This is a genomic window from Caulobacter sp. FV1ye13L, from assembly GCF_058681155.1.
Genome location: NZ_CM178732.1, coordinates 4137494 through 4154243, shown reverse-complemented (window position 1 = coordinate 4154243; position 16750 = coordinate 4137494). Strand labels below are relative to the sequence as shown.

The following is a 16750-nucleotide window of genomic DNA, read 5'->3' as shown; positions in this document are numbered from 1 at the left end:
TAACCGTTTCGACGAAGCCGAGCGCTCCGCGCGACCGTCATCCGTCAGCGTCCCGCCAGGTGGCCCTGTTGAGGCCTTAGCAGAACCCGAACCGCTCTGTTTCCAAAGCAGCCCGACGATCGAAGCACGAGGGCCCGAAGCGTCTCCCGTGGGTCTCTCCGTCCACGCCGACGGCGGGCGGGTCCCGCAACGCCGGGATCCCCGGACCGGTCGAGTATCCCCCTCGACCCCAGTCCCGCTCGATCACCCCCCGCCGCCGCAATGGTCGCTGGCCTTGCGCCCTTTCCTCGCGACGAGGTGGGTACAGAATACGGGAGGTTTTTGGGGGGCTGCGTCGATTGTCTGGATGCCCGTAGGCATGCGCAGGAGCGTGACGCAAAAAGGCCCCGTCATCCCGGGGCTCGTCCCCGGGACCCATGGGTCCGCCGCACGGTCGGTGGATCATAAACCCCTGACGGCGCAACGGAACGATGGGTCCCGGGAACAAGTCCCGGGATGACGGAGATTTTGTGGGGGTCAGTGCTCCTCCCCCTTCAGGGGGAGGACTTGGGGCGCCTATCCCCGCGCCTATCCGAGGATAGCGCGATCCCAATCCCCATAGGGGGCCAGCGCCTAAGCCCTCATCGTCTCGGCATACAGCTTCAGCAGCCCGGCCTCATCCACCGCCACGGTCACCGCCTGGATCGGCTGGTCGTCCCAGGCCGATGGGCCAAATAGCTCGCCCTCGGCCTTCAGGCAGGTCTGGCCCAGGGCGATGCCCTCGGTCAGCACGCGCACCGAGCCGCGACGCAGCGTAAACAGCGACGGATCGATCACGAACGCCACCGCCGCCGCGTCATGGACGCAGCAGCCCTCGATGCCGTCGCGGCTGCCGTAGAAGGCGGCATAGGGCTTGGAGATTGCGTTGAGGAACTGACCGGCGGCGCCGGCCGAGGCCTCCAGCGCGTCCATATAGGCCGGCGACATCACCACCTGGGTGGTGATGTCCAGGCTGACGGCGGTCAGGGCCCAGGGCGCGGTGAAGACCTGGTCGGCGGCCTCGGGATCGTTCCAGATATTGGCCTCGGCCACCGGGGTCACATTGCCCGGCTTGCCGGCGAGGCCGAACGCGCCGCCCATGATCACCACGGCCTTGAGCAGCGTGGCGACCTCCGGGTCGGCCTGCAGGGCCAGGGCCAGGTTGGTCAGCGGGCCGACCGCGACCAGGGTCACCTCGCCGGGATGCTGGCGGGCCAGATCGATGATCGCCTGATGGGCCGGCTTGGCCTCGGGCTGGGCGGGAACCAGGCCGGTCAGTTCGACATCGCCCAGGCCGTTCTCGCCGTGCACGAAGGTGGGCGAGGGGTTGCGCGGCCGGGTCAGGGGCTTGTCGGTTCCCTTGAAAACCGGCGCGGCCAGACCGAAGCGCTGCTTCAGATAGAGCGCGTTGCGGGTGGTGGTCTCGATGTCGGAATTGCCGAAGATCGTGGTGATGGCCAGCAGGTCCAGGGCCGGGCTGGCCGCGATGAACAGCAGGGCCATGGCGTCGTCGATGCCGGGGTCGGTGTCGAAAATGATCTTGTGCGTCATGGGCGGGCTCTAGCGGTTTTCGGGCGGCGACGCGAGGCGCTGGTCAGCGCCGGCCTGCAGGAGGGAGACGTGGGCGGAGGCGACTTTCCAGCCGTCCGCCGTGCGGATCCAGGTCTGGCTCTGGCGGCCGGTCTTGTCGGACCCGTCGCGCTGGAACTCGACATTGGCGATGGCGAAGTCGTCGCCGAAGGTGGTGATCTCGGTGCGCAGCCGGGTGCGCGGCGGCGAGCCGCCGGCCCGGCCGACCCGGAAGGCGGCGATTTCGTCGAAGCCGTAGAGGTTCTCGGCCACGCCCAGCCGCACGGTATGCGGCGAGTTCCAGAACGCGCCGTCCAGGGCCTCGACATCGTTGGCCATCAGGGCCGTCTCATAGGCGTCGACGGCCTCGGCGACCTGGGCCAGCACCACGGGGTTGTTGATCATCATAGCGGACCTCCCGGGGCATGGGCGGCCACGACGCCCAGCCGTTGCAGCTTCAGGCCGGCGGCCAGGGCCAGGTCCTCGCGCCAGGGCGGGGCGATGATCTGGACGCCGATGGGCAGTTGGCCCGGGCGGTTCACCGGCGCGGCCAGCACGGGCAGGCCGATATAGCTGATCGGCTGGGTGAAGGCGCCCAGGTTCTTGCGGACGGAAACCGGCTGGCCGCCCATTTCCATCGTCGCCTGGCCGATGCCGGGGGCGGGACAGACCGACGACGGGGCCAGCAGGATGTCGAAGCGTTCGAACGCGCGGGCGACCTCGTCGCGGAAGAGCGTGCGGTAGCGCTGGGCGGCCTGGGCGACGCCGTCCGGCAGCAGGGCTCCGGCCAGCAGGCGGTCGCGGACGGCGGGATCGTAGTCCATGGCCGAGGTCTTCAGGTCGGCCAGGTGCAGATGCCCACCCTCGACGGCGGTCAGGCAGAAGGCGGCGGCGCGGGCGGCCTGGGCGCCGGGCAGGATCACGCGGTCGCGCGCGCCCAGCGCCTGGGCCACGATGTCCAGCGCCTCCAGCACCTCGGGAAACGCGCCCTGCGCGAACCAGCCGCCCAGCACGCCGACGCGCAGCGGACGGTCGGCCAGGGCGGCCAGTGTTCCGCAAACAGGCTCGGCGGCGCGAACGCAGATCGCGTCGCCCTCGACGTCCGGCCCCTGCATGACGTCATAGGCCAGGGCCAGATCCTCGATCGAGCGGGCGAAGGCGCCGGCATGGTCCAGGCTCTCGACGAAGGGAAACACGCCCTGGCGCGATAGGCGGCCATAGGTGGGCTTGAGGCCAAATACCCCGCACAGGCTGGCGGGGATGCGGATCGAGCCGTTGGTGTCCGAGCCCAGTGTCAGGGGCGCGAAGCCCGCCGCCACCGCCGCCGCCGAACCGCCCGACGAGCCGCCGGCGATGCGGCTCAGGTCGTGGGGATTGTGGGTCGGGCCGTCATGGGCGTTCTCGGTGACGAAGCCATAGGCGAACTCGTCCATGTTCAGCGCGCCGACCAGGACGGCGCCGGCCGCTTCCAGCCGCTGGACCAGGGTCGCGTCGCGTGAGGGCGGCGTGGCGCCGCGCCGGATCTTCGAGCCGGCCAGGGTGGGCAGGCCCTCGATGTCGAACAGGTTCTTGACCGCGAAGGGCACGCCGGCCAGCGGCCCGACCGGTGATCCGGCGGCGATTGCGGCATCCACCCGGTCGGCCTGGGCGAGGGCGCGCTCGGTCAGCACGGCGGTGAAGGCGTTGATCGCGCCATTGCGGCGGCCGATGCGCGACAGGGTGGCCTGGGTGACGGCGCGGGCGGTCACGCGGCCGGCGCGAACCTCGCCGGCGATCTCGACGACGCTGGGAAAGGTCATGGCTGAAAGGTCTTGGCCGGCTCGCCGGCGCGGCCGTCCAGGGCGGCGACGAACAGGGAGGTCTGGGTGCGCAGCAGGGCCAGGTTCTCGCGCACGGCGGCCAGGGTCGGCTCCGGCAGGGTCAGGCCGATATCGGCCGCCCGCGCATCGGCATAGTCGGCGACGTCGCCGTCGGTGAGGTCGAGAAAGGCCTTGAGCGCCGCATCGATCGCCATCGTGGGGCGGTCTCCATAAGTAAGAAAATTCTTCATATACCGGCGTCGTGGGGCCGCGCTAGTGCGGCCGCGCCTGGGCGGCCCGGCGCGCGGGCGCGCACGTCTGGGAGACAGTCTGGTCGCCAAACGCCTGCTACAAGGGCGCCTCGGGGCAATCGACCCGGCCGAGGTCGCGCGGGCCTTGGGTCTGGCGCCGGATCGGCGTCGAGATGGCCGCTTGTAAGAGAAGGCTTACTTGATGCGCCACCACCTCGCCTCGACCCCCGACACCATCCGCTTTGGCATGTTCGACGCGGCCTTTGATCCCGTGCTGACCATCGCCTCGGGCGACAGCGTCACCTTCGACTGCGTCTCGGGCGGCGTGGAGGTGATGCCGGGCGCGGACAGCGGCCTGACCATCCCGCCGGCCCTGCGGGCAATCCACGACAGCAAGCCCGAGCGGATCGGCCCCCACATCCTGACCGGCCCCGTGGCTATCGCCGGGGCCGAGCCGGGCGACACGCTGGAGGTGCGGATCGAGGCGGTCGAGCCCAATAACGACTGGGGCTATTGCGCCGTTCGCCCCCTGGCCGGGACCCTGCCGGAGGATTTCCCGGAGCGCTATGTCAGCCATATCGCCGTCGACCGCGCGGCGGGGACCTGCAAGCCCGACTGGGGTCCGACCCTGCCGCTCAGACCCTTCTTCGGCACCATGGGCGTCGCGCCGCCGGCGAAATATGGCCGCCTCTCCAGCCGCGAGCCGCGCGAGCACGGCGGCAATATGGACAACAAGGAACTGGGCGCCGGCGCGACCCTGTTCCTGCCGGTCTGGGTTCCCGGGGCTAACTTCTCGGTCGGCGATGGCCACGGACGGCAGGGCGACGGCGAGGTCTGCGTCAACGCGCTGGAGATGGGCCTGACCGGCGCCTTCACCTTCGTCCTCCACAAGGCCGCTGATCTGGGCGCAGCCACCTGGCCCCGCGCCGAGACCTCGACCCACTACATCGTCATGGGCTTCAACGAGGATCTCGACCTGGCCATGAAGCAGGCCCTGCGCGGCATGATCGACTTCATCACCGCCCGCAGCGGCCTGACGCGGGTGCAGGCCTATCAGTTCTGCTCGCTGGCCGTGGACTTCCGGGTGACCCAGACGGTGAATGGCGAAAAGGGCGTGCACGGAATGCTGGAGAAGGGTGTTCTATTCTGAAACAGTTCTGTGGAATACTTTGGTATGTTAATTGACTTGGCCGATATTTACCCTTAATATTCCCTTACCAAGTGAAACTCATTCTGATGCTGTCCGGCCCTGACTAAACCTTGCCGCGTGCCCGTTTGGGGCGAGTGGGGATGGGCAGATGTTGTTGAACGGTAGTGAAAAGGCCGACACCCTGACGGGCGGCGCCGATGCGGATACGCTTTACGGCTTTGGCGGCGCCGACAAGCTGACCGGCGGCGCGGGCGACGACGTCCTGGCCGGCATGGTGGGCAATGACACGCTGCTGGGCGGCGACGGCGAGGACTACCTGATGGGCGGCGCGGGCAGCGACGCCCTGGACGGTGGCAACGGCGTCGACTGGGCGGCCTATGAGGACGCGACGTCGGGCGTGAAGGTCAGCCTTGCCATCACCACGGCCCAGAACACTGGCGGCGGCGGAAGCGACAAGCTGACCTCGATCGAGAACCTTTACGGCTCACAGTTCAACGACGTGCTGACCGGCAATGTCGGCACCAATACGCTTGTGGGCGGCGCGGGCGCCGACGCCCTCTCGGGCGGGGCGGGCGACGACTTTCTAGAGGGCGGCGCCGGCAACGATACGCTGGATGGCGGCGCGGGCGATGACATCGCCAGCTTCGCGGACCTCGATTCCGGCGTGTTGGTCGAATTGCTGGGCCCCCAGGGGGCTTTCGCTGAAGGGCTCTTTGGTCAGGACAGGCTTGTGGCGATCGAGAGCGTGATCGGCACGCGTTTCGACGACACCATTTTCGGCGCCTATGGCGACAACTACATCGACGGCGGGGCCGGCAACGATAGTCTCATGGGGCGTGGGGGCGCCGACTACATCGATGGCGGTGAGGGCGACGATATCGTCGGCTCGTTCGGCATTTTCGGCACGGATATCAATGTCGGAGCCATGCTTTTGGGTGGGGCCGGCAACGACCGGATCCAGAGCAGCGACGTCGGTGACACGATGCTCGGTGGTGACGGCGATGACACCTTTGAGCTGCTTCCCGGCGGGGCCCATGACGTCGTTGACGGCGGCGCGGGCCGAGACACTCTGGCCTTCATCAATGCACAGGCCGGTGTCGGTGTGACAGTGGATCTGTCCAAAACCGGCATCCAGGAAGTCACGTCCGGCTACTTCATGACGATCCAGTCTGTTGAAGGGGTGGTTGGCGACTATTTCAACGACCGCCTTACCGGCGACGTGAACGCCAACGGCCTGTCTGGTGCTGTGGGCGACGACACGCTGGAAGGCGGCGGCGGAGCCGATACGCTGATCGGTGGAAGTGGTGCCGATGAGCTGACGGGCGGCGACGGCGCCGATACCTTCCTGTTTGCCGCCGGGGATTCACTTTCCAGCGACGGCAGCACCTTGGGTATCGATACGATTTCCGACTTTGGCGCTACTGACAAGCTGCTGGTCTGGGATCGAGTGCAGCCGCTCTACTATGCGGAGTTCAGTGTTACAGGCTTCGCCGAGGCTCAAGTTCAGGCGTTGCAAATGCTGCAAGCTTCGGCCAACCACCAGTCGTTCTTCGCGTTCCAGGTTGGTTCTGACGTCTACCTATTCTGCGATCAAGTTTTGGAGAGCGGCAACCGCGTATTCGACAATGTCATCGAGTTATCTGGCGCCGATCTGCAGGACGTGAGCATCAATAGCTTCTACATTTGATATGCGCCCCGATCGCTGGGGCGCTCCAGCAGCAACTGGGGTGCTCCAGCGACGTTAATTCGACGCCGCCTCTGGGCGTCATGACCGAAAACTCGCCGCGAGCACGAGCCTTGGAAGGTAGAGAGATCATGAAGTCGATCCTGCCCGTCGTCGCCCTTCTGGCCCTGGCCGCCTGCTCGCCAAAGCCTGCCGCCGAGAAGGCGCCGCCGCCGCCCGCCGCCAAGCCAGCTGCGGCCAGCGTGCCGGCCGGGGCCTACACGCTCGACAAGAGCCACTCGACGGTGGTGTTCAAGGTCAGCCATCTGGGCTTTTCGAACTACACCGCCAGCTTCGCCGCGTTCGACGCCAAGCTGAACTTCGATCCGGCCAAGCCGGAGCTGACCACGCTGGAGGCGACGATCGATCCGAGCTCCCTGACGCTGCCGGCCCCGCCGGCCGGGTTCAGGGACGAGCTGGTCGGTCCGCAGTGGCTGAACGCGGCGCAGTATCCGGCCATCACCTTCAAGTCGACCAAGGTCGAGGTCACCGGCGCCAACACCGCCAAGGTCACCGGCGACTTCACCCTGCATGGCGTGACCAAGCCGGTGGTGCTGGATGTGATCTTCAACGGCGGCTATGCCGGCCATCCGATGGACCCGCAGGCCCGGACCGGCTTCTCGGCCACCGGGACCTTCAAGCGTTCGGACTTCGGGATCGCCTATGGCGTGCCCGCGCCCGGCACGACCATGGGCGTCGGCGACGCGGTGGCGGTGGAGATCGAAACGGAGTTCAGCGGCCCGCCGCTGGTGGCGGCGGCGCAGTAGAGTTCAGTGTCATCCCGGAAGCCTCGCAGAGGCTGTCCGGGACCGCCGCAAGCGCGGCGCTCAGGCGTCGGTCCCGGATCTTCACGCTGCGCGCTCGTCCGGGATGACAACCGTTTTTGAGGACAGGCCATAGCCCTCCCCCAGCGGGGAGCATCTTCCTACCGCACACCCGCTGTCAGATAGCCTTCGAGCAGGGCCAGGGCGTGGGTCAGCCGCGCCTTGCGCCACTCGGCGGTGGTCATGTCGGTGTCCAGGGTGGCTGACAGAGAATAGCCGTTGGCCAGGTGGAACCGGCTCATCGCCGCGATGGTCACATAGATCTGCACGGGGTCCAGATCCGGACCGAACAGACCCTGCGTCTGGCCGCTGTCGATCAGGCGTTCGATGGTTCGGCGCAGCGGAAAGGCGGTCTCGGTGACCACCCGCGACTGGGCGGCGAACTTGCCGTGCATCAGGTTTTCGTTGCGCAGCAGGCCCTCGAATTTCGGGTGCTTTTCGAAGTAGTCGAAGGTGAAGCGCTGCAGCTCCAGAAAGCCGTCCAACGGCTTGTCGAAATCGATCTTCAGCTCGGCCTCGCGGGCCCGCAGGTCCACATAGGCGGCCTCCAGAACGGCCAGGTACAGGCCCTTCTTGTCGCCGAAATAGTGGTAGAGCATGCGGATATTGCACTTGGCCGCCTTGACGATCCGCTCGATGCGGGCCCCGGCGAACCCGGCCTGAGAGAACTCTTTCAGGGCCGCGGCCATGATCGCCTTGCGGGTGCGTTCGGCGTCGCGCTTCCTCGGCGGCGGGCCGTCGTCCGCGTCGGGGACCGGGGCTTCCAGAACGGTGGCGTCGGTCACGGGATCTTGGCCCCCTGTTTGATCCAGGCGCCCAGCTGGGCGCGGTCGTCGTCGGTCATGCCGGTCTCGTTGCCCAGCGGCATGCTGCTGGTGGCTACCGCACGTTCGTGAATTTTCGACGCATATTTCTGGATGTGCTCGGGCGTGTCGAAGGTCGCGCCCAGGGGCGGGGCGGGGAAGCCCTTGTGGGTTGGCGCGGCGGCGTGACAGGTCGTGCAGTGCTTCTGGACAATGGCCTGTGCGGTCGCGAACGGCACGGGCGACATCGCAGCGGCATCGGCCTTTGGCTTGCCGCTGGCGATCACGCTGACGGCGAAGATCAGCATGGCTCCGTAGAACAGGAACTCGTGCCGGATCTGGCCCGAATGCTTGAGGATGAAGAAGTAGCGGATCGACACCCCGCCGGCGCCGATCAGGGCCAGCAGCAGCCAGGCCAGCGGATGACCCGTCACCACCGGATAGTGGTTGCTGATCATGATGAAGATGACCGGCAGGGTCATGTGGGTGTTGTGCACCGAGCGCTGCTTGCCCATCGCCCCCAGGCGCGGATCGACCGGGCGGCCGGCCAGCATGTCGGCGACGATCCTGCGCTGGTTGGGGATGATGATCAGGAACACGTTGCCGACCATGCAGGTGCCGATGATCGCGCCCACATGGATGAAGGCGCCCCGGTCGGTGAAGATCTGGGTCAGGACGTAGGTCGCCGCCGTCAGGCTCAGGAACCATACGATCCCGAACAGGCGCGGGCGGCCGCCCAGCGGCGAGCGGCACAGGGCCTCATAGACCAGCAGGCCGCCGAAGATGAAGGCCAGGCCGGTGGCGATGGCGCCGCCCTGGCTGAAGGCGTGCTTGGCGGTGTCGATCAGATAGATCGGCGCGCCCACGTAATAGAGCACGATCAGCAAAGCGAAGCCCGACAGCCAGGTGGTGTAGGCCTCCCATTTGAACCAGTGCAGGTGCTTGGGCATGTGCGGCGGGGCCGTCATGTACTTTTGCGAGTGATAGAACCCGCCGCCGTGCACGGCCCACAGCTCGCCCTTCACGCCGTCCTTGGGCGGGACGGGATCGCGCAGATTGTTGTCCAGCCAGACGAAATAGAACGACGCGCCGATCCAGGCGATGCCGGTGATCACATGCAGCCAGCGCAGGACCAGGCTGCCCCAGGTGGCGAAATCATAGTCCATCAGGCGCTCACCGCGTCGGTCAGGCGGAGCCGGGAGATGTGGCCGATCTGGCTGATCGCCTCGGCGATCTCCCGGGTCTCATCGTTGGAAAGCCGGGCCTGCATCGCCGCCAGGATCGAGCTCTTGTCGTTCAGCCGTACAGCGATGATGAACGGGAAGCCGAAGCGGGCGGCATAGGCGGCGTTGAGCTGGTGGAAGCGCTCGAACTCTTCCGGCGTCAGCCTGTCGAGCCCGGCGCTGGCCTGTTCGGCATTGCTCTCGGCGGTCAGGGCCTTGGCGATGGCGGCCTTGCCGGCCAGTTCCGGGTGGGCGCGGATCAGGGCCAGCTTGTCGGCGGTGGTCGAGGCGTCCAGTACCCGCATCATCGCCGCGTGCAGGCCCTCGACGGTGTCGAACGGCCGCTCGTCCCAGGCGCGCTGCACCACCCAGGGCGACAGCTCGAACGCAAAGCCCAGGGCGGTGGTGAAGCCGGTCTGGTTCATGCTGTTGAGGATTTTCAGGGAGAGGGGGGGAGCTGAGCTCATGTCATCGCGCCTGCGGAACCGACAATAATCTCCGTCATCCCGGGGCTTGTCCCCGGGACCCATCCGTCCGCCGCAAGGGCCGGGATCATTTCGCAACCACCGATCAGCTGAACCATGGGTCCCGGGGACAAGCCCCGGGATGACGGGGAAATATGGGGCGCGCTCATGTCACGCTTCCCCATACGGATGTGTCTCGATCCAGTGCCGCGCGATGTCGATGCGCCGCGCCACCCAGACCCTGTCGTGGCTCATCACGTGCTCAAGGAAGCGCTTCAGCCCCAGGATGCGGCCGGGCTTGCCGACCACGCGGCAGTGCAGGCCGATGCTCATCATCTTCGGCGCGGTCTCGCCCTCGGCGTAGAGGGCGTCGAAGGCGTCGCGCAGATAGGTGAAGAAGTGCTCGCCGGTGTTGAAGCCCTGGGCCGCCGTGAAGCGCATGTCGTTGGCCTCCAGCGTGTAGGGCACGATCAGCTGCGGACGGCCGTGCTGGGCGTCGTAATACGGCAGGTCGTCGGCATAGCTGTCGGCGTCATAGACAAAGCCGCCTTCCTGCGCGATCAGCCGCGCGGTGTTGGGGCTGGTGCGGCCCTGGTACCAGCCCAGCGGGCGCTCGCCGGTCAGGCGGGCCTGGATCTCGATGGCCTTGCCGATGTGCTCCAGCTCCTGATCGGGCGTGAAGTGCTGGTAGTCGATCCAGCGATAGCCATGGCTGGCGATCTCCCAGCCGGATTCCATCATCGCCTCGACCGCGTCAGGATGGCGTTCCATCGCCTGGGCGACGCCGAACACGGTCAGGGGCAGGCCCAGCTCGTCGAACAGCCGGCGGATGCGCCAGAACCCGGCCCGCGAGCCGTATTCGTAGAGGCTCTCCATCGACATGTTGCGCATGCCCTCGATGGGCTGGGCGCCGACCATTTCCGACAGGAAGAACTCGGAGACGGGGTCGCCATGCAGGATCGAGCGTTCAGCGCCTTCCTCGTAGTTGAGGACGAACTGCACGGCGATCCGGGCGCCGTTGGGCCAGGCGGCATGCGGCGGGGTGGCGCCGTAGCCGATGAGGTCTCTCGGGTAGGTCATCGTGATTTCATCTGCCCCCTACGGGGGCGGACGACCGCGCAGCGGTCAGGTGGGGGCGAGTGGTCGCCACGACTGGCCCCCTCCGCGCCTGCGGCGCTCCTCCCCCGTAGGGGGAAGATGAAGCTTGCCCTGCCCATCACGAAAACACCTTCGCCGCCGCATCCACGCCAGCCCCCGGCGTCGCGCCGAACCCCTCCCACCGCAGCACCGCCTCCAGCGCGGCCAGGGTGGTCAGCACCGCATGCTTGCGCGCATTGACGCCCATCGCCCCGATCCGCCAGATCTTGCCGGTCAGCGGCCCGAAGGCCGTGCCGATCTCGATCTCGAACTCGGTGCGCATGCGGGCCCGCACGCGGTCGCCGTCGACGCCGGCCGGGATCCAGATGCCGGTGACGTTGGTCATCTTGTGGGCCGGGTCGCCATAGACGCTCAACCCCATCGCCTCGACCCCGGCGACCACGGCCGCGCCGGCGGCCGTATGGCGGGCGAAGCGGGCTTCCAGGCCTTCCTCCAGCGCCACGCGGGCGCATTCGCGGGCGGCGTACAGCATGCTGGCCGCCTCGGTGTGGTGGTTCAGGCGCTTGTCGGACCAGTAGTCCATGATCATCGCCAGGTCGAAATAGTTGGAGGCGATGCGGCGGCCGGCGCCGCTGACCGCGCCCGCCGTGGCGATACCGCGCTCGACATGCTTGCGGCCGGCGATGTGCTCGGCGGCGCGGTCGCTGATCGTGATCGGGGCCGAGCCCGAGGGACCGCCCAGGCACTTCTGCAGACCAGCGGTGACGATGTCGGCCTGCCACTGATCAACCGGGCAGGGCATGCCCGAGAGGGTGGCGGTGGCGTCGACATAGAGCAGGGCGTCATGGCGGCGGCAGATCTCGCCGATGGCGTCGATCGGCTGGGCCATGGTGGTGGAGGTGTCGCCATGTACGCAGGCCACCAGGCGCGGCTTGACGCGGGCGACGGCGTCCTCGACCGCCTGCGGGTCGATGACCTTGCCCCACTCGCCCTCGACCAGGGTGACCCTGGCGTCGCAGCGCTCGGCGATCTCGGACAGCAGCAGGCCAAAGCGGCCGGCATTGACCACCACCACGTCGTCGCCCGGCGCCAGCACCGAGACCAGAGCCGCCTCGATCCCGGCCCGCGAGGTGCCGTCGATCAGGAAGGTCCAGCGGTTCTGGGTCTGGAAGACCTGGCGATAGAGCGCCATGGTCTCGTTCATGTAGCCGGTGAATTCCGGGTCGAACTGGCCCAGCAGCTGCACCGACATGGCGCGCAGCACGCGGGGATGCACGTTGATCGGGCCGGGGCCCATCAGCAGGCGGGGCGGGTGGTCGAGTTCGCCGAAGGTGGTGGTCATGTCACGATCCATAAGCTTGTCATCCCGGACGACCCGAAGGGGCGATCCGGGACCCAGGGGCGGCGCGCGCGGCCCCTGGGTCCCGGCGCTCCGCGCTGGCGCGCTCCGGCCGGGATGACAAAGAAATTTGCAGGGAGAATTGATCGGAAAGCCGCTCCACAAACCCCAGCATCGCCCGCGCCGCCAGGGCGCAATCGGCGTCTGTCACGGACTCGGCCGGGTTGTGGCTGATCCCGCCCTCGCAGCGGATGAACAGCATGGCGGTGGAGCACAGGGCCGCCATCACCATGGCGTCGTGGCCGGCGCCGCTGGGCAGGCGGCGGGGCGGCAGACCCAGGTCGGCGACGGACTGTTCCAGCAGGGCGGCGAGGCCGGTATCGCAGGGGCTCTCGTCCAGCGCCTGCATCAGGGTGACGGTCGCCGTCAGGCCGCGCCGCGCGGCGATGGAGTGGACTTCAGCGGTGACGGCCTCGACGGCCGCGTCGCGGGTCGCCGAGGTCTCGGCGCGGATGTCCATCGAATATTCGACGGCGCCGGGGATGACGTTGAAGGCGCCGGGCAGGGCGGTCATGCGACCGACCGTACCGACCAGGTTGTCGGTCCCCGCCTGGCAGATCCGCTCCAGGGCCAGGATGCACTCGGCGGCGGCGGGGCCGGGGTCCTTGCGCAGATGCATGGGCGTGGTGCCGGCGTGACCGGCCATGCCGGTGATGCGCACCATCAGCCGCTTCTGGGCGGCGATGGCGGTGACGACGCCCAGGGCCAGGCCTTCGGCTTCCAGCACCGGGCCCTGTTCGATATGGGCTTCCAGAAAGGCGATGACGTCGGACGGCTTGCGGGCGGCGTCGAGGATGCGGGCAGGGTCCAGGCCAAAGGCGGTGAACGCATCCGCCAGGGTCACGCCCTCGGCGTCGCTCATGCCCAGCACGGCCGACGGATCCAGCGTCCCGGCAATGGCGCGGCTGCAGCTCATCGAGGCGGAAAAGCGCGAGCCTTCCTCGTCGCCGAACGCGATCACCTCAATGGCGAAGGGCAGGCGACGGCCGGCGTCGCGCAAGGCCTCGACCACGTCTATGCCCAGCATGATCCCCAGCGGACCGTCATAGCGTCCGCCGTTGCGGACGCTGTCGATGTGCGAGCCGATCAGCAGGGCCGGGGCGCCCGGCGTTTGCCCCTCATAGCGGCCGACCAGGCTGCCGGCGGCGTCGCGACGGACGCTCATGCCGGCTGAAGTTATCCACAGGGTCAGCGTGTCGAGGGCGGCAGCATGGGCGGGGGTCAGGAAGCGACGCGTCAGCTGGCCCTCGACCTCGCTATAGGGCGATACGCCCAGCAGGTCGCAACGAGCCTTGGCCCTCGCGCCGATGTCGAACTCCCGCGTCACCCCGTCTCGGCTCCGATCCACAGCTGGTCTTGCCGTGGCGTCCTTGGTAGCGCAGCTTGCGTCCAGCCGCGCGGCCCAAGGCGGGCGGGGATCTCGATCACCCGCCGATGCCTCGACAGGCGCCAGACCTTGCGGCCGGCGCCTGCGAATAAGTCATAAACTACTTACTTAGCGCGAGCTACGCCTTCACGAACTTGCCGATCGCGCGGACCGAACCGGTGGCCACGCCGGTTGGCGCGCCGCCGGGGGGTTCGTCGGTGATGGCCAGGGTGGCGGTATAGGTTCCGCCGCCGCGCAGGCCGGCCGGCAGGGCGATCTGGATCGGCGTGTTCTTCGGGATCATGCCCAGCGAGATGGCCTTCTGGCCCTCGGGGATGATCCACAGTTCGGGCTCGCGCCCCTCGGGCATCTCCATCGCCACGGGCGTCAGGATCAGCTTGTCGGTCGCGTGGTCGAGGGTGGCGACCAGGGCCGGCTTGTTCGAGGCCGGATCATTGATCAGCGCCACCTCGGCGGCGGCCGGTGTCGGCGCGATAGCGGGAACGGGCGGCGCGCGAGGCGTCATCACCAGGGTCGCGACGCTGGCGGCGGCCAGGGCGATGGCGCCCACCGACACGCCACGCCAGACGCGGGTATTGTTCCACAGCGACGGCTTGGCCGCCTCGCCGATCAGGTTGGCGATTCGCGGCCACAAGCCGGCCGACGGCTCGACGCCCTTGATGTCGGTGGCCAGAGGGGTGAGGTGGTTCTCCCACCACTGCACGGCGCGGGCGAAACCGGGTTCGGCGGCGATGCGGGCCTGGGCCTGGGCGCGTTCGGTCGCATCAAGGACGCCGAGCACATATTCGCCGGCGAGGGGACGTTCGTCTTCGGGCGTGCTGAGGTCGGTCATGCTTCGAGACACGCGCGGAGGCTGATCAGGCTGCGCCGGATCCAGCTTTTCATGGTGCCCAGCGGCACGCCGATCATCTGGGCCAGGGCGTCGTAGGTCACGCCTTCGAAGAAGGCGGTGCGCACGGCGCCGGCGTGTTTGGGATCCAGCTGGTCCAGACAGCCGTTGAGGCGCAGTCGGTCCTCGTCCGTCTCGACAACCGTCGAGGCCAGGGGCGCGGCGTCGGGAATGGCTTCGGCTTCTTCGACGCCCGCCATCACGCGGCCACCGCGCGCGCGCAGCTTGTCGATCGAGCGGTTGCGGGCCATCGACACCAGCCAGGTGATCGGGCTGGCCTTTTCGGGATCAAAGCGATCAGCCTTGTTCCAGACCGAGAGATACACATCCTGAAGCACGTCTTCCGCCTCCTCGCGGTCATTCAAGATACGGAGGCAGACGCCAAACAGTTTCGCGGACGTGTGGCGATACACGTATTTCAGGGCGTCGGAGTCGCGGTTGGCTACTCGGGCGATCGCGCGCGAAAGCAGGGCGCGACTGGAATCGGCATCCATTAGGTGAGGCAGCTCCGGGACATTCTTACCCATAACGGTGACATGCTCGCCGACGCGAGGCAATGGTTTGCGTCGCGCCGCAAATCCGCTTCCGGCGGTCGCCGGGAAGCGGATTTGAAGTCCCTACTTCATCGCTCGCATGGCTGCGAAACCCGCGCTGGCCGCGACCGTGGTCAGGAACGTGCCCCAGGCCATGTCGATCACGGTGATCGTGGTCGACCAGACCTTCAGCGTCGCCTGATTGGTCAGGTCGTAGGTGGCGTAGGCGCAGAAGCCGAACACGGCGGCGTTGAACAGCAGGCGCTTCCAGCTGTCCTCGCGGATAGCCGGCAGGACGGCCAGCAGCATGATCGCGGTCAGATAGATCAGGTAGAAGGCCGCTGCCGGGACCATCGCCGGCTGGTCGGCCATCAGCTCGCCGATGCGCGGCCGATAGAGGCGCGGGGCCATCAGGGTCAGCCAGATGATGTCCAGCACCAGCATGGCGCCGCCGGTGGCCAGGTAACCGAAGACATAGCGGATCATGCGGGGCTCGTGGTCTGGAGGACAGGGCGAAGGCGATAGTGGCTGACGCCCCATTCCTCGCCGCCGCGATGGCCAAACAGGCCGGCGGTGGCCAGGAAGAACAGACGCCAGCGACGCCGCCACACGGCGGCGTCGGATCCATAAACGCTTTCCAGCACAGGATCGATCCTGGCGCGGTTGGCGTCGAAATTCTGCAGCCACTGCCGGGCGGTGCGGGCGTAGTGGGCGCCGCTCCAGCGCCAGTCCTGCTCGACGGCGAACAGGTCGGGGAACTGGGCCAGCAGGTCGTGGCTGGGCATGACGCCGCCGGTGAAGAAATACTGGGCGATCCAGTCGGCCGGGTCGTTGACGTCGAAGCGGTAGGGCGTGTTGCGGTGCGTGAACACATGGATGAACAGCAGGCCGTCGGGCTTGAGCCAGCCGTGCACCCGGCCCAGCAGGGCCTGCCAGTTGGACATGTGCTCGAACATCTCCACCGAGACCACGCGGTCGAAGCGCTGGTCGGTTGAAAAGTCATTCATGTCGGCGGTGATGACGGTCAGGTTGCTCAGGCCGCGGGCGGCGGCGCGGGCCAGGATGAAAGCGCGCTGCGAGGCCGAATTGGAGACCGAGGTAATCTTCGAGCCAGGGAAGCGCTCGGCCATCCACAGCGACAGCGAACCCCAGCCGCAGCCCAGTTCCAGCACGGCCTGACCGTCCTGCAGATCAGCGTGCAGTTCGGCCTCGCGCAGGGCGGCGGCCTCGCCCTCGGCCAGGGTGGACGCCCCGGCCGGATAGAGGCCGCTGGAATATTTCAGGTTGGGGCCCAGCACGACCTCGAAAAAGGCGGCGGGCAGTTCGTAATGCTGGGCGTTGGCGGCGTCGGTATGGGCGGCGATCGGGTGCTCGCCCATGGTCCGTGCGAAACTGGCGCTGGCGTCGGCGGGGGCGCCGGCCAGGCGCCGGCGGGCGTCGCCGACCAGGAACTGGATCGCGGCGCGCGAGACCACGTCCGGCATCGGCGTGTCTTCAAAGGCGTGGATGGCGGCCTTGACCAAGCTCATGCGGGGACCCTGCGCTTTGGACCCTCTGCGGGTCATCCGCGCAAAGCTACGCGCGGGCCCGCAAATGGATGCGCCGCGCGTCCAAAACTGT

General features: G+C 67.8%; 16 protein-coding genes and 3 pseudogenes. 5 read left to right on the top strand and 14 right to left on the bottom strand.

Annotation, left to right across the window (positions count from 1 at the left end; genetic code table 11):
• Nucleotides 1-163: 163 nt before the first annotated feature.
• A pseudogene (locus ACW176_RS20080) lies at nucleotides 164-356 on the top strand (hypothetical protein); the annotation flags it as partial.
• 256 nt (nucleotides 357-612) lie between these two features.
• Here ACW176_RS20080 and ACW176_RS20075 read toward each other — a convergent pair.
• From ACW176_RS20075 to ACW176_RS20060, 4 genes are read right to left on the bottom strand one after another with little or no spacing between them, the layout of a single operon-like run.
• Nucleotides 613-1569: a nucleoside hydrolase gene (locus ACW176_RS20075; protein ID WP_492110390.1), complete on the bottom strand. Its 957-nt coding sequence runs from the start codon at nucleotides 1567-1569 to the stop codon at nucleotides 613-615.
• A 9-nt stretch (nucleotides 1570-1578) separates the two neighbouring features.
• Nucleotides 1579-1995, bottom strand: coding sequence for an oxalurate catabolism protein HpxZ (gene hpxZ / locus ACW176_RS20070; protein ID WP_492110389.1), 417 nt, complete (start codon nucleotides 1993-1995; stop codon nucleotides 1579-1581).
• Nucleotides 1992-3386: an AtzE family amidohydrolase gene (locus ACW176_RS20065; RefSeq protein WP_492110388.1), complete on the bottom strand. Its 1395-nt coding sequence runs from the start codon at nucleotides 3384-3386 to the stop codon at nucleotides 1992-1994. Before ACW176_RS20065 ends, hpxZ begins: the two co-directional genes overlap by 4 nt.
• Nucleotides 3383-3601 (bottom strand): hypothetical protein, encoded by a 219-nt coding sequence (locus ACW176_RS20060; protein ID WP_492110387.1) that lies wholly within the window; start codon nucleotides 3599-3601, stop codon nucleotides 3383-3385. The genes ACW176_RS20065 and ACW176_RS20060 overlap by 4 nt, the downstream gene beginning before the upstream one ends.
• A 235-nt stretch (nucleotides 3602-3836) precedes the next feature.
• Between ACW176_RS20060 and ACW176_RS20055 the strand changes: the two genes are divergently transcribed.
• From ACW176_RS20055 to ACW176_RS20045, 3 genes are all read left to right on the top strand, one after another.
• Nucleotides 3837-4787, top strand: a complete 951-nt coding sequence (locus ACW176_RS20055; protein WP_492110386.1) for an acetamidase/formamidase family protein — start codon at nucleotides 3837-3839, stop codon at nucleotides 4785-4787.
• 148 nt (nucleotides 4788-4935) lie between these two features.
• Nucleotides 4936-6474: a calcium-binding protein gene (locus ACW176_RS20050; protein WP_492110385.1), complete on the top strand. Its 1539-nt coding sequence runs from the start codon at nucleotides 4936-4938 to the stop codon at nucleotides 6472-6474.
• 128 nt (nucleotides 6475-6602) lie between these two features.
• A complete protein-coding gene (locus ACW176_RS20045) occupies nucleotides 6603-7277 on the top strand; it encodes a YceI family protein (RefSeq protein ID WP_492110384.1) in 675 nt (224 codons plus the stop codon).
• 158 nt (nucleotides 7278-7435) lie between these two features.
• Here ACW176_RS20045 and ACW176_RS20040 read toward each other — a convergent pair whose 3' ends face one another.
• From ACW176_RS20040 to ACW176_RS20020, 5 genes are all read right to left on the bottom strand, one after another.
• A complete protein-coding gene (locus tag ACW176_RS20040; RefSeq protein ID WP_492110383.1) occupies nucleotides 7436-8119 on the bottom strand; it encodes a TetR/AcrR family transcriptional regulator in 684 nt (227 codons plus the stop codon).
• Nucleotides 8116-9303, bottom strand: a complete 1188-nt coding sequence (locus ACW176_RS20035; RefSeq protein ID WP_492110382.1) for a urate hydroxylase PuuD — start codon at nucleotides 9301-9303, stop codon at nucleotides 8116-8118. Before ACW176_RS20035 ends, ACW176_RS20040 begins: the two co-directional genes overlap by 4 nt.
• Nucleotides 9303-9827, bottom strand: coding sequence for a 2-oxo-4-hydroxy-4-carboxy-5-ureidoimidazoline decarboxylase (gene uraD, locus ACW176_RS20030; protein ID WP_492110381.1), 525 nt, complete (start codon nucleotides 9825-9827; stop codon nucleotides 9303-9305). The genes ACW176_RS20035 and uraD overlap by 1 nt, the downstream gene beginning before the upstream one ends.
• A 168-nt stretch (nucleotides 9828-9995) precedes the next feature.
• Complete coding sequence (gene puuE, locus ACW176_RS20025; RefSeq protein WP_492110380.1) at nucleotides 9996-10904, bottom strand: allantoinase PuuE; 909 nt, start codon at nucleotides 10902-10904, stop codon at nucleotides 9996-9998.
• A 136-nt stretch (nucleotides 10905-11040) separates the two neighbouring features.
• Nucleotides 11041-12276 (bottom strand): pyridoxal-phosphate-dependent aminotransferase family protein, encoded by a 1236-nt coding sequence (locus tag ACW176_RS20020; RefSeq protein WP_492110379.1) that lies wholly within the window; start codon nucleotides 12274-12276, stop codon nucleotides 11041-11043.
• A 4-nt stretch (nucleotides 12277-12280) separates the two neighbouring features.
• Here ACW176_RS20020 and ACW176_RS20015 point away from each other — a divergent pair.
• A pseudogene (locus ACW176_RS20015) lies at nucleotides 12281-12355 on the top strand (hypothetical protein); the annotation flags it as partial.
• 54 nt (nucleotides 12356-12409) lie between these two features.
• On the opposite strand, the pseudogene ACW176_RS20010 reads toward ACW176_RS20015, so the two are convergent.
• From ACW176_RS20010 to ACW176_RS19990, 5 genes and pseudogenes are all read right to left on the bottom strand, one after another.
• Nucleotides 12410-13648, bottom strand: a pseudogene (locus tag ACW176_RS20010) (allantoate amidohydrolase); the annotation flags it as partial.
• A 178-nt stretch (nucleotides 13649-13826) separates the two neighbouring features.
• Nucleotides 13827-14540 (bottom strand): anti-sigma factor, encoded by a 714-nt coding sequence (locus tag ACW176_RS20005; RefSeq protein WP_492110378.1) that lies wholly within the window; start codon nucleotides 14538-14540, stop codon nucleotides 13827-13829.
• Entirely contained in the window at nucleotides 14537-15091 is a 555-nt protein-coding gene (locus ACW176_RS20000) for a sigma-70 family RNA polymerase sigma factor (RefSeq protein WP_419317856.1), read from the bottom strand. The genes ACW176_RS20005 and ACW176_RS20000 overlap by 4 nt, the downstream gene beginning before the upstream one ends.
• Nucleotides 15092-15214: 123 nt before the next feature.
• A complete protein-coding gene (locus tag ACW176_RS19995; RefSeq protein WP_419317854.1) occupies nucleotides 15215-15616 on the bottom strand; it encodes a DUF2177 family protein in 402 nt (133 codons plus the stop codon).
• Complete coding sequence (locus ACW176_RS19990) at nucleotides 15613-16659, bottom strand: SAM-dependent methyltransferase (RefSeq protein ID WP_492110377.1); 1047 nt, start codon at nucleotides 16657-16659, stop codon at nucleotides 15613-15615. Before ACW176_RS19990 ends, ACW176_RS19995 begins: the two co-directional genes overlap by 4 nt.
• Nucleotides 16660-16750: the final 91 nt, after the last annotated feature.

Coding starts and splice junctions, on each gene's coding strand:
- ACW176_RS20005 (WP_492110378.1), bottom strand. CDS start 14,540: ATGACCGACCTCAGCACGCCCGAAGACGAACGTCCCCTCGCCGGCGAA.
- ACW176_RS20065 (WP_492110388.1), bottom strand. CDS start 3,386: ATGACCTTTCCCAGCGTCGTCGAGATCGCCGGCGAGGTTCGCGCCGGC.
- ACW176_RS19990 (WP_492110377.1), bottom strand. CDS start 16,659: ATGAGCTTGGTCAAGGCCGCCATCCACGCCTTTGAAGACACGCCGATG.
- ACW176_RS20000 (WP_419317856.1), bottom strand. CDS start 15,091: ATGGATGCCGATTCCAGTCGCGCCCTGCTTTCGCGCGCGATCGCCCGA.
- ACW176_RS20020 (WP_492110379.1), bottom strand. CDS start 12,276: ATGGATCGTGACATGACCACCACCTTCGGCGAACTCGACCACCCGCCC.
- ACW176_RS20075 (WP_492110390.1), bottom strand. CDS start 1,569: ATGACGCACAAGATCATTTTCGACACCGACCCCGGCATCGACGACGCC.
- uraD (WP_492110381.1), bottom strand. CDS start 9,827: ATGAGCTCAGCTCCCCCCCTCTCCCTGAAAATCCTCAACAGCATGAAC.
- hpxZ (WP_492110389.1), bottom strand. CDS start 1,995: ATGATGATCAACAACCCCGTGGTGCTGGCCCAGGTCGCCGAGGCCGTC.
- ACW176_RS20050 (WP_492110385.1), top strand. CDS start 4,936: ATGTTGTTGAACGGTAGTGAAAAGGCCGACACCCTGACGGGCGGCGCC.
- puuE (WP_492110380.1), bottom strand. CDS start 10,904: ATGACCTACCCGAGAGACCTCATCGGCTACGGCGCCACCCCGCCGCAT.
- ACW176_RS20060 (WP_492110387.1), bottom strand. CDS start 3,601: ATGGCGATCGATGCGGCGCTCAAGGCCTTTCTCGACCTCACCGACGGC.
- ACW176_RS20035 (WP_492110382.1), bottom strand. CDS start 9,303: ATGGACTATGATTTCGCCACCTGGGGCAGCCTGGTCCTGCGCTGGCTG.
- ACW176_RS19995 (WP_419317854.1), bottom strand. CDS start 15,616: ATGATCCGCTATGTCTTCGGTTACCTGGCCACCGGCGGCGCCATGCTG.
- ACW176_RS20045 (WP_492110384.1), top strand. CDS start 6,603: ATGAAGTCGATCCTGCCCGTCGTCGCCCTTCTGGCCCTGGCCGCCTGC.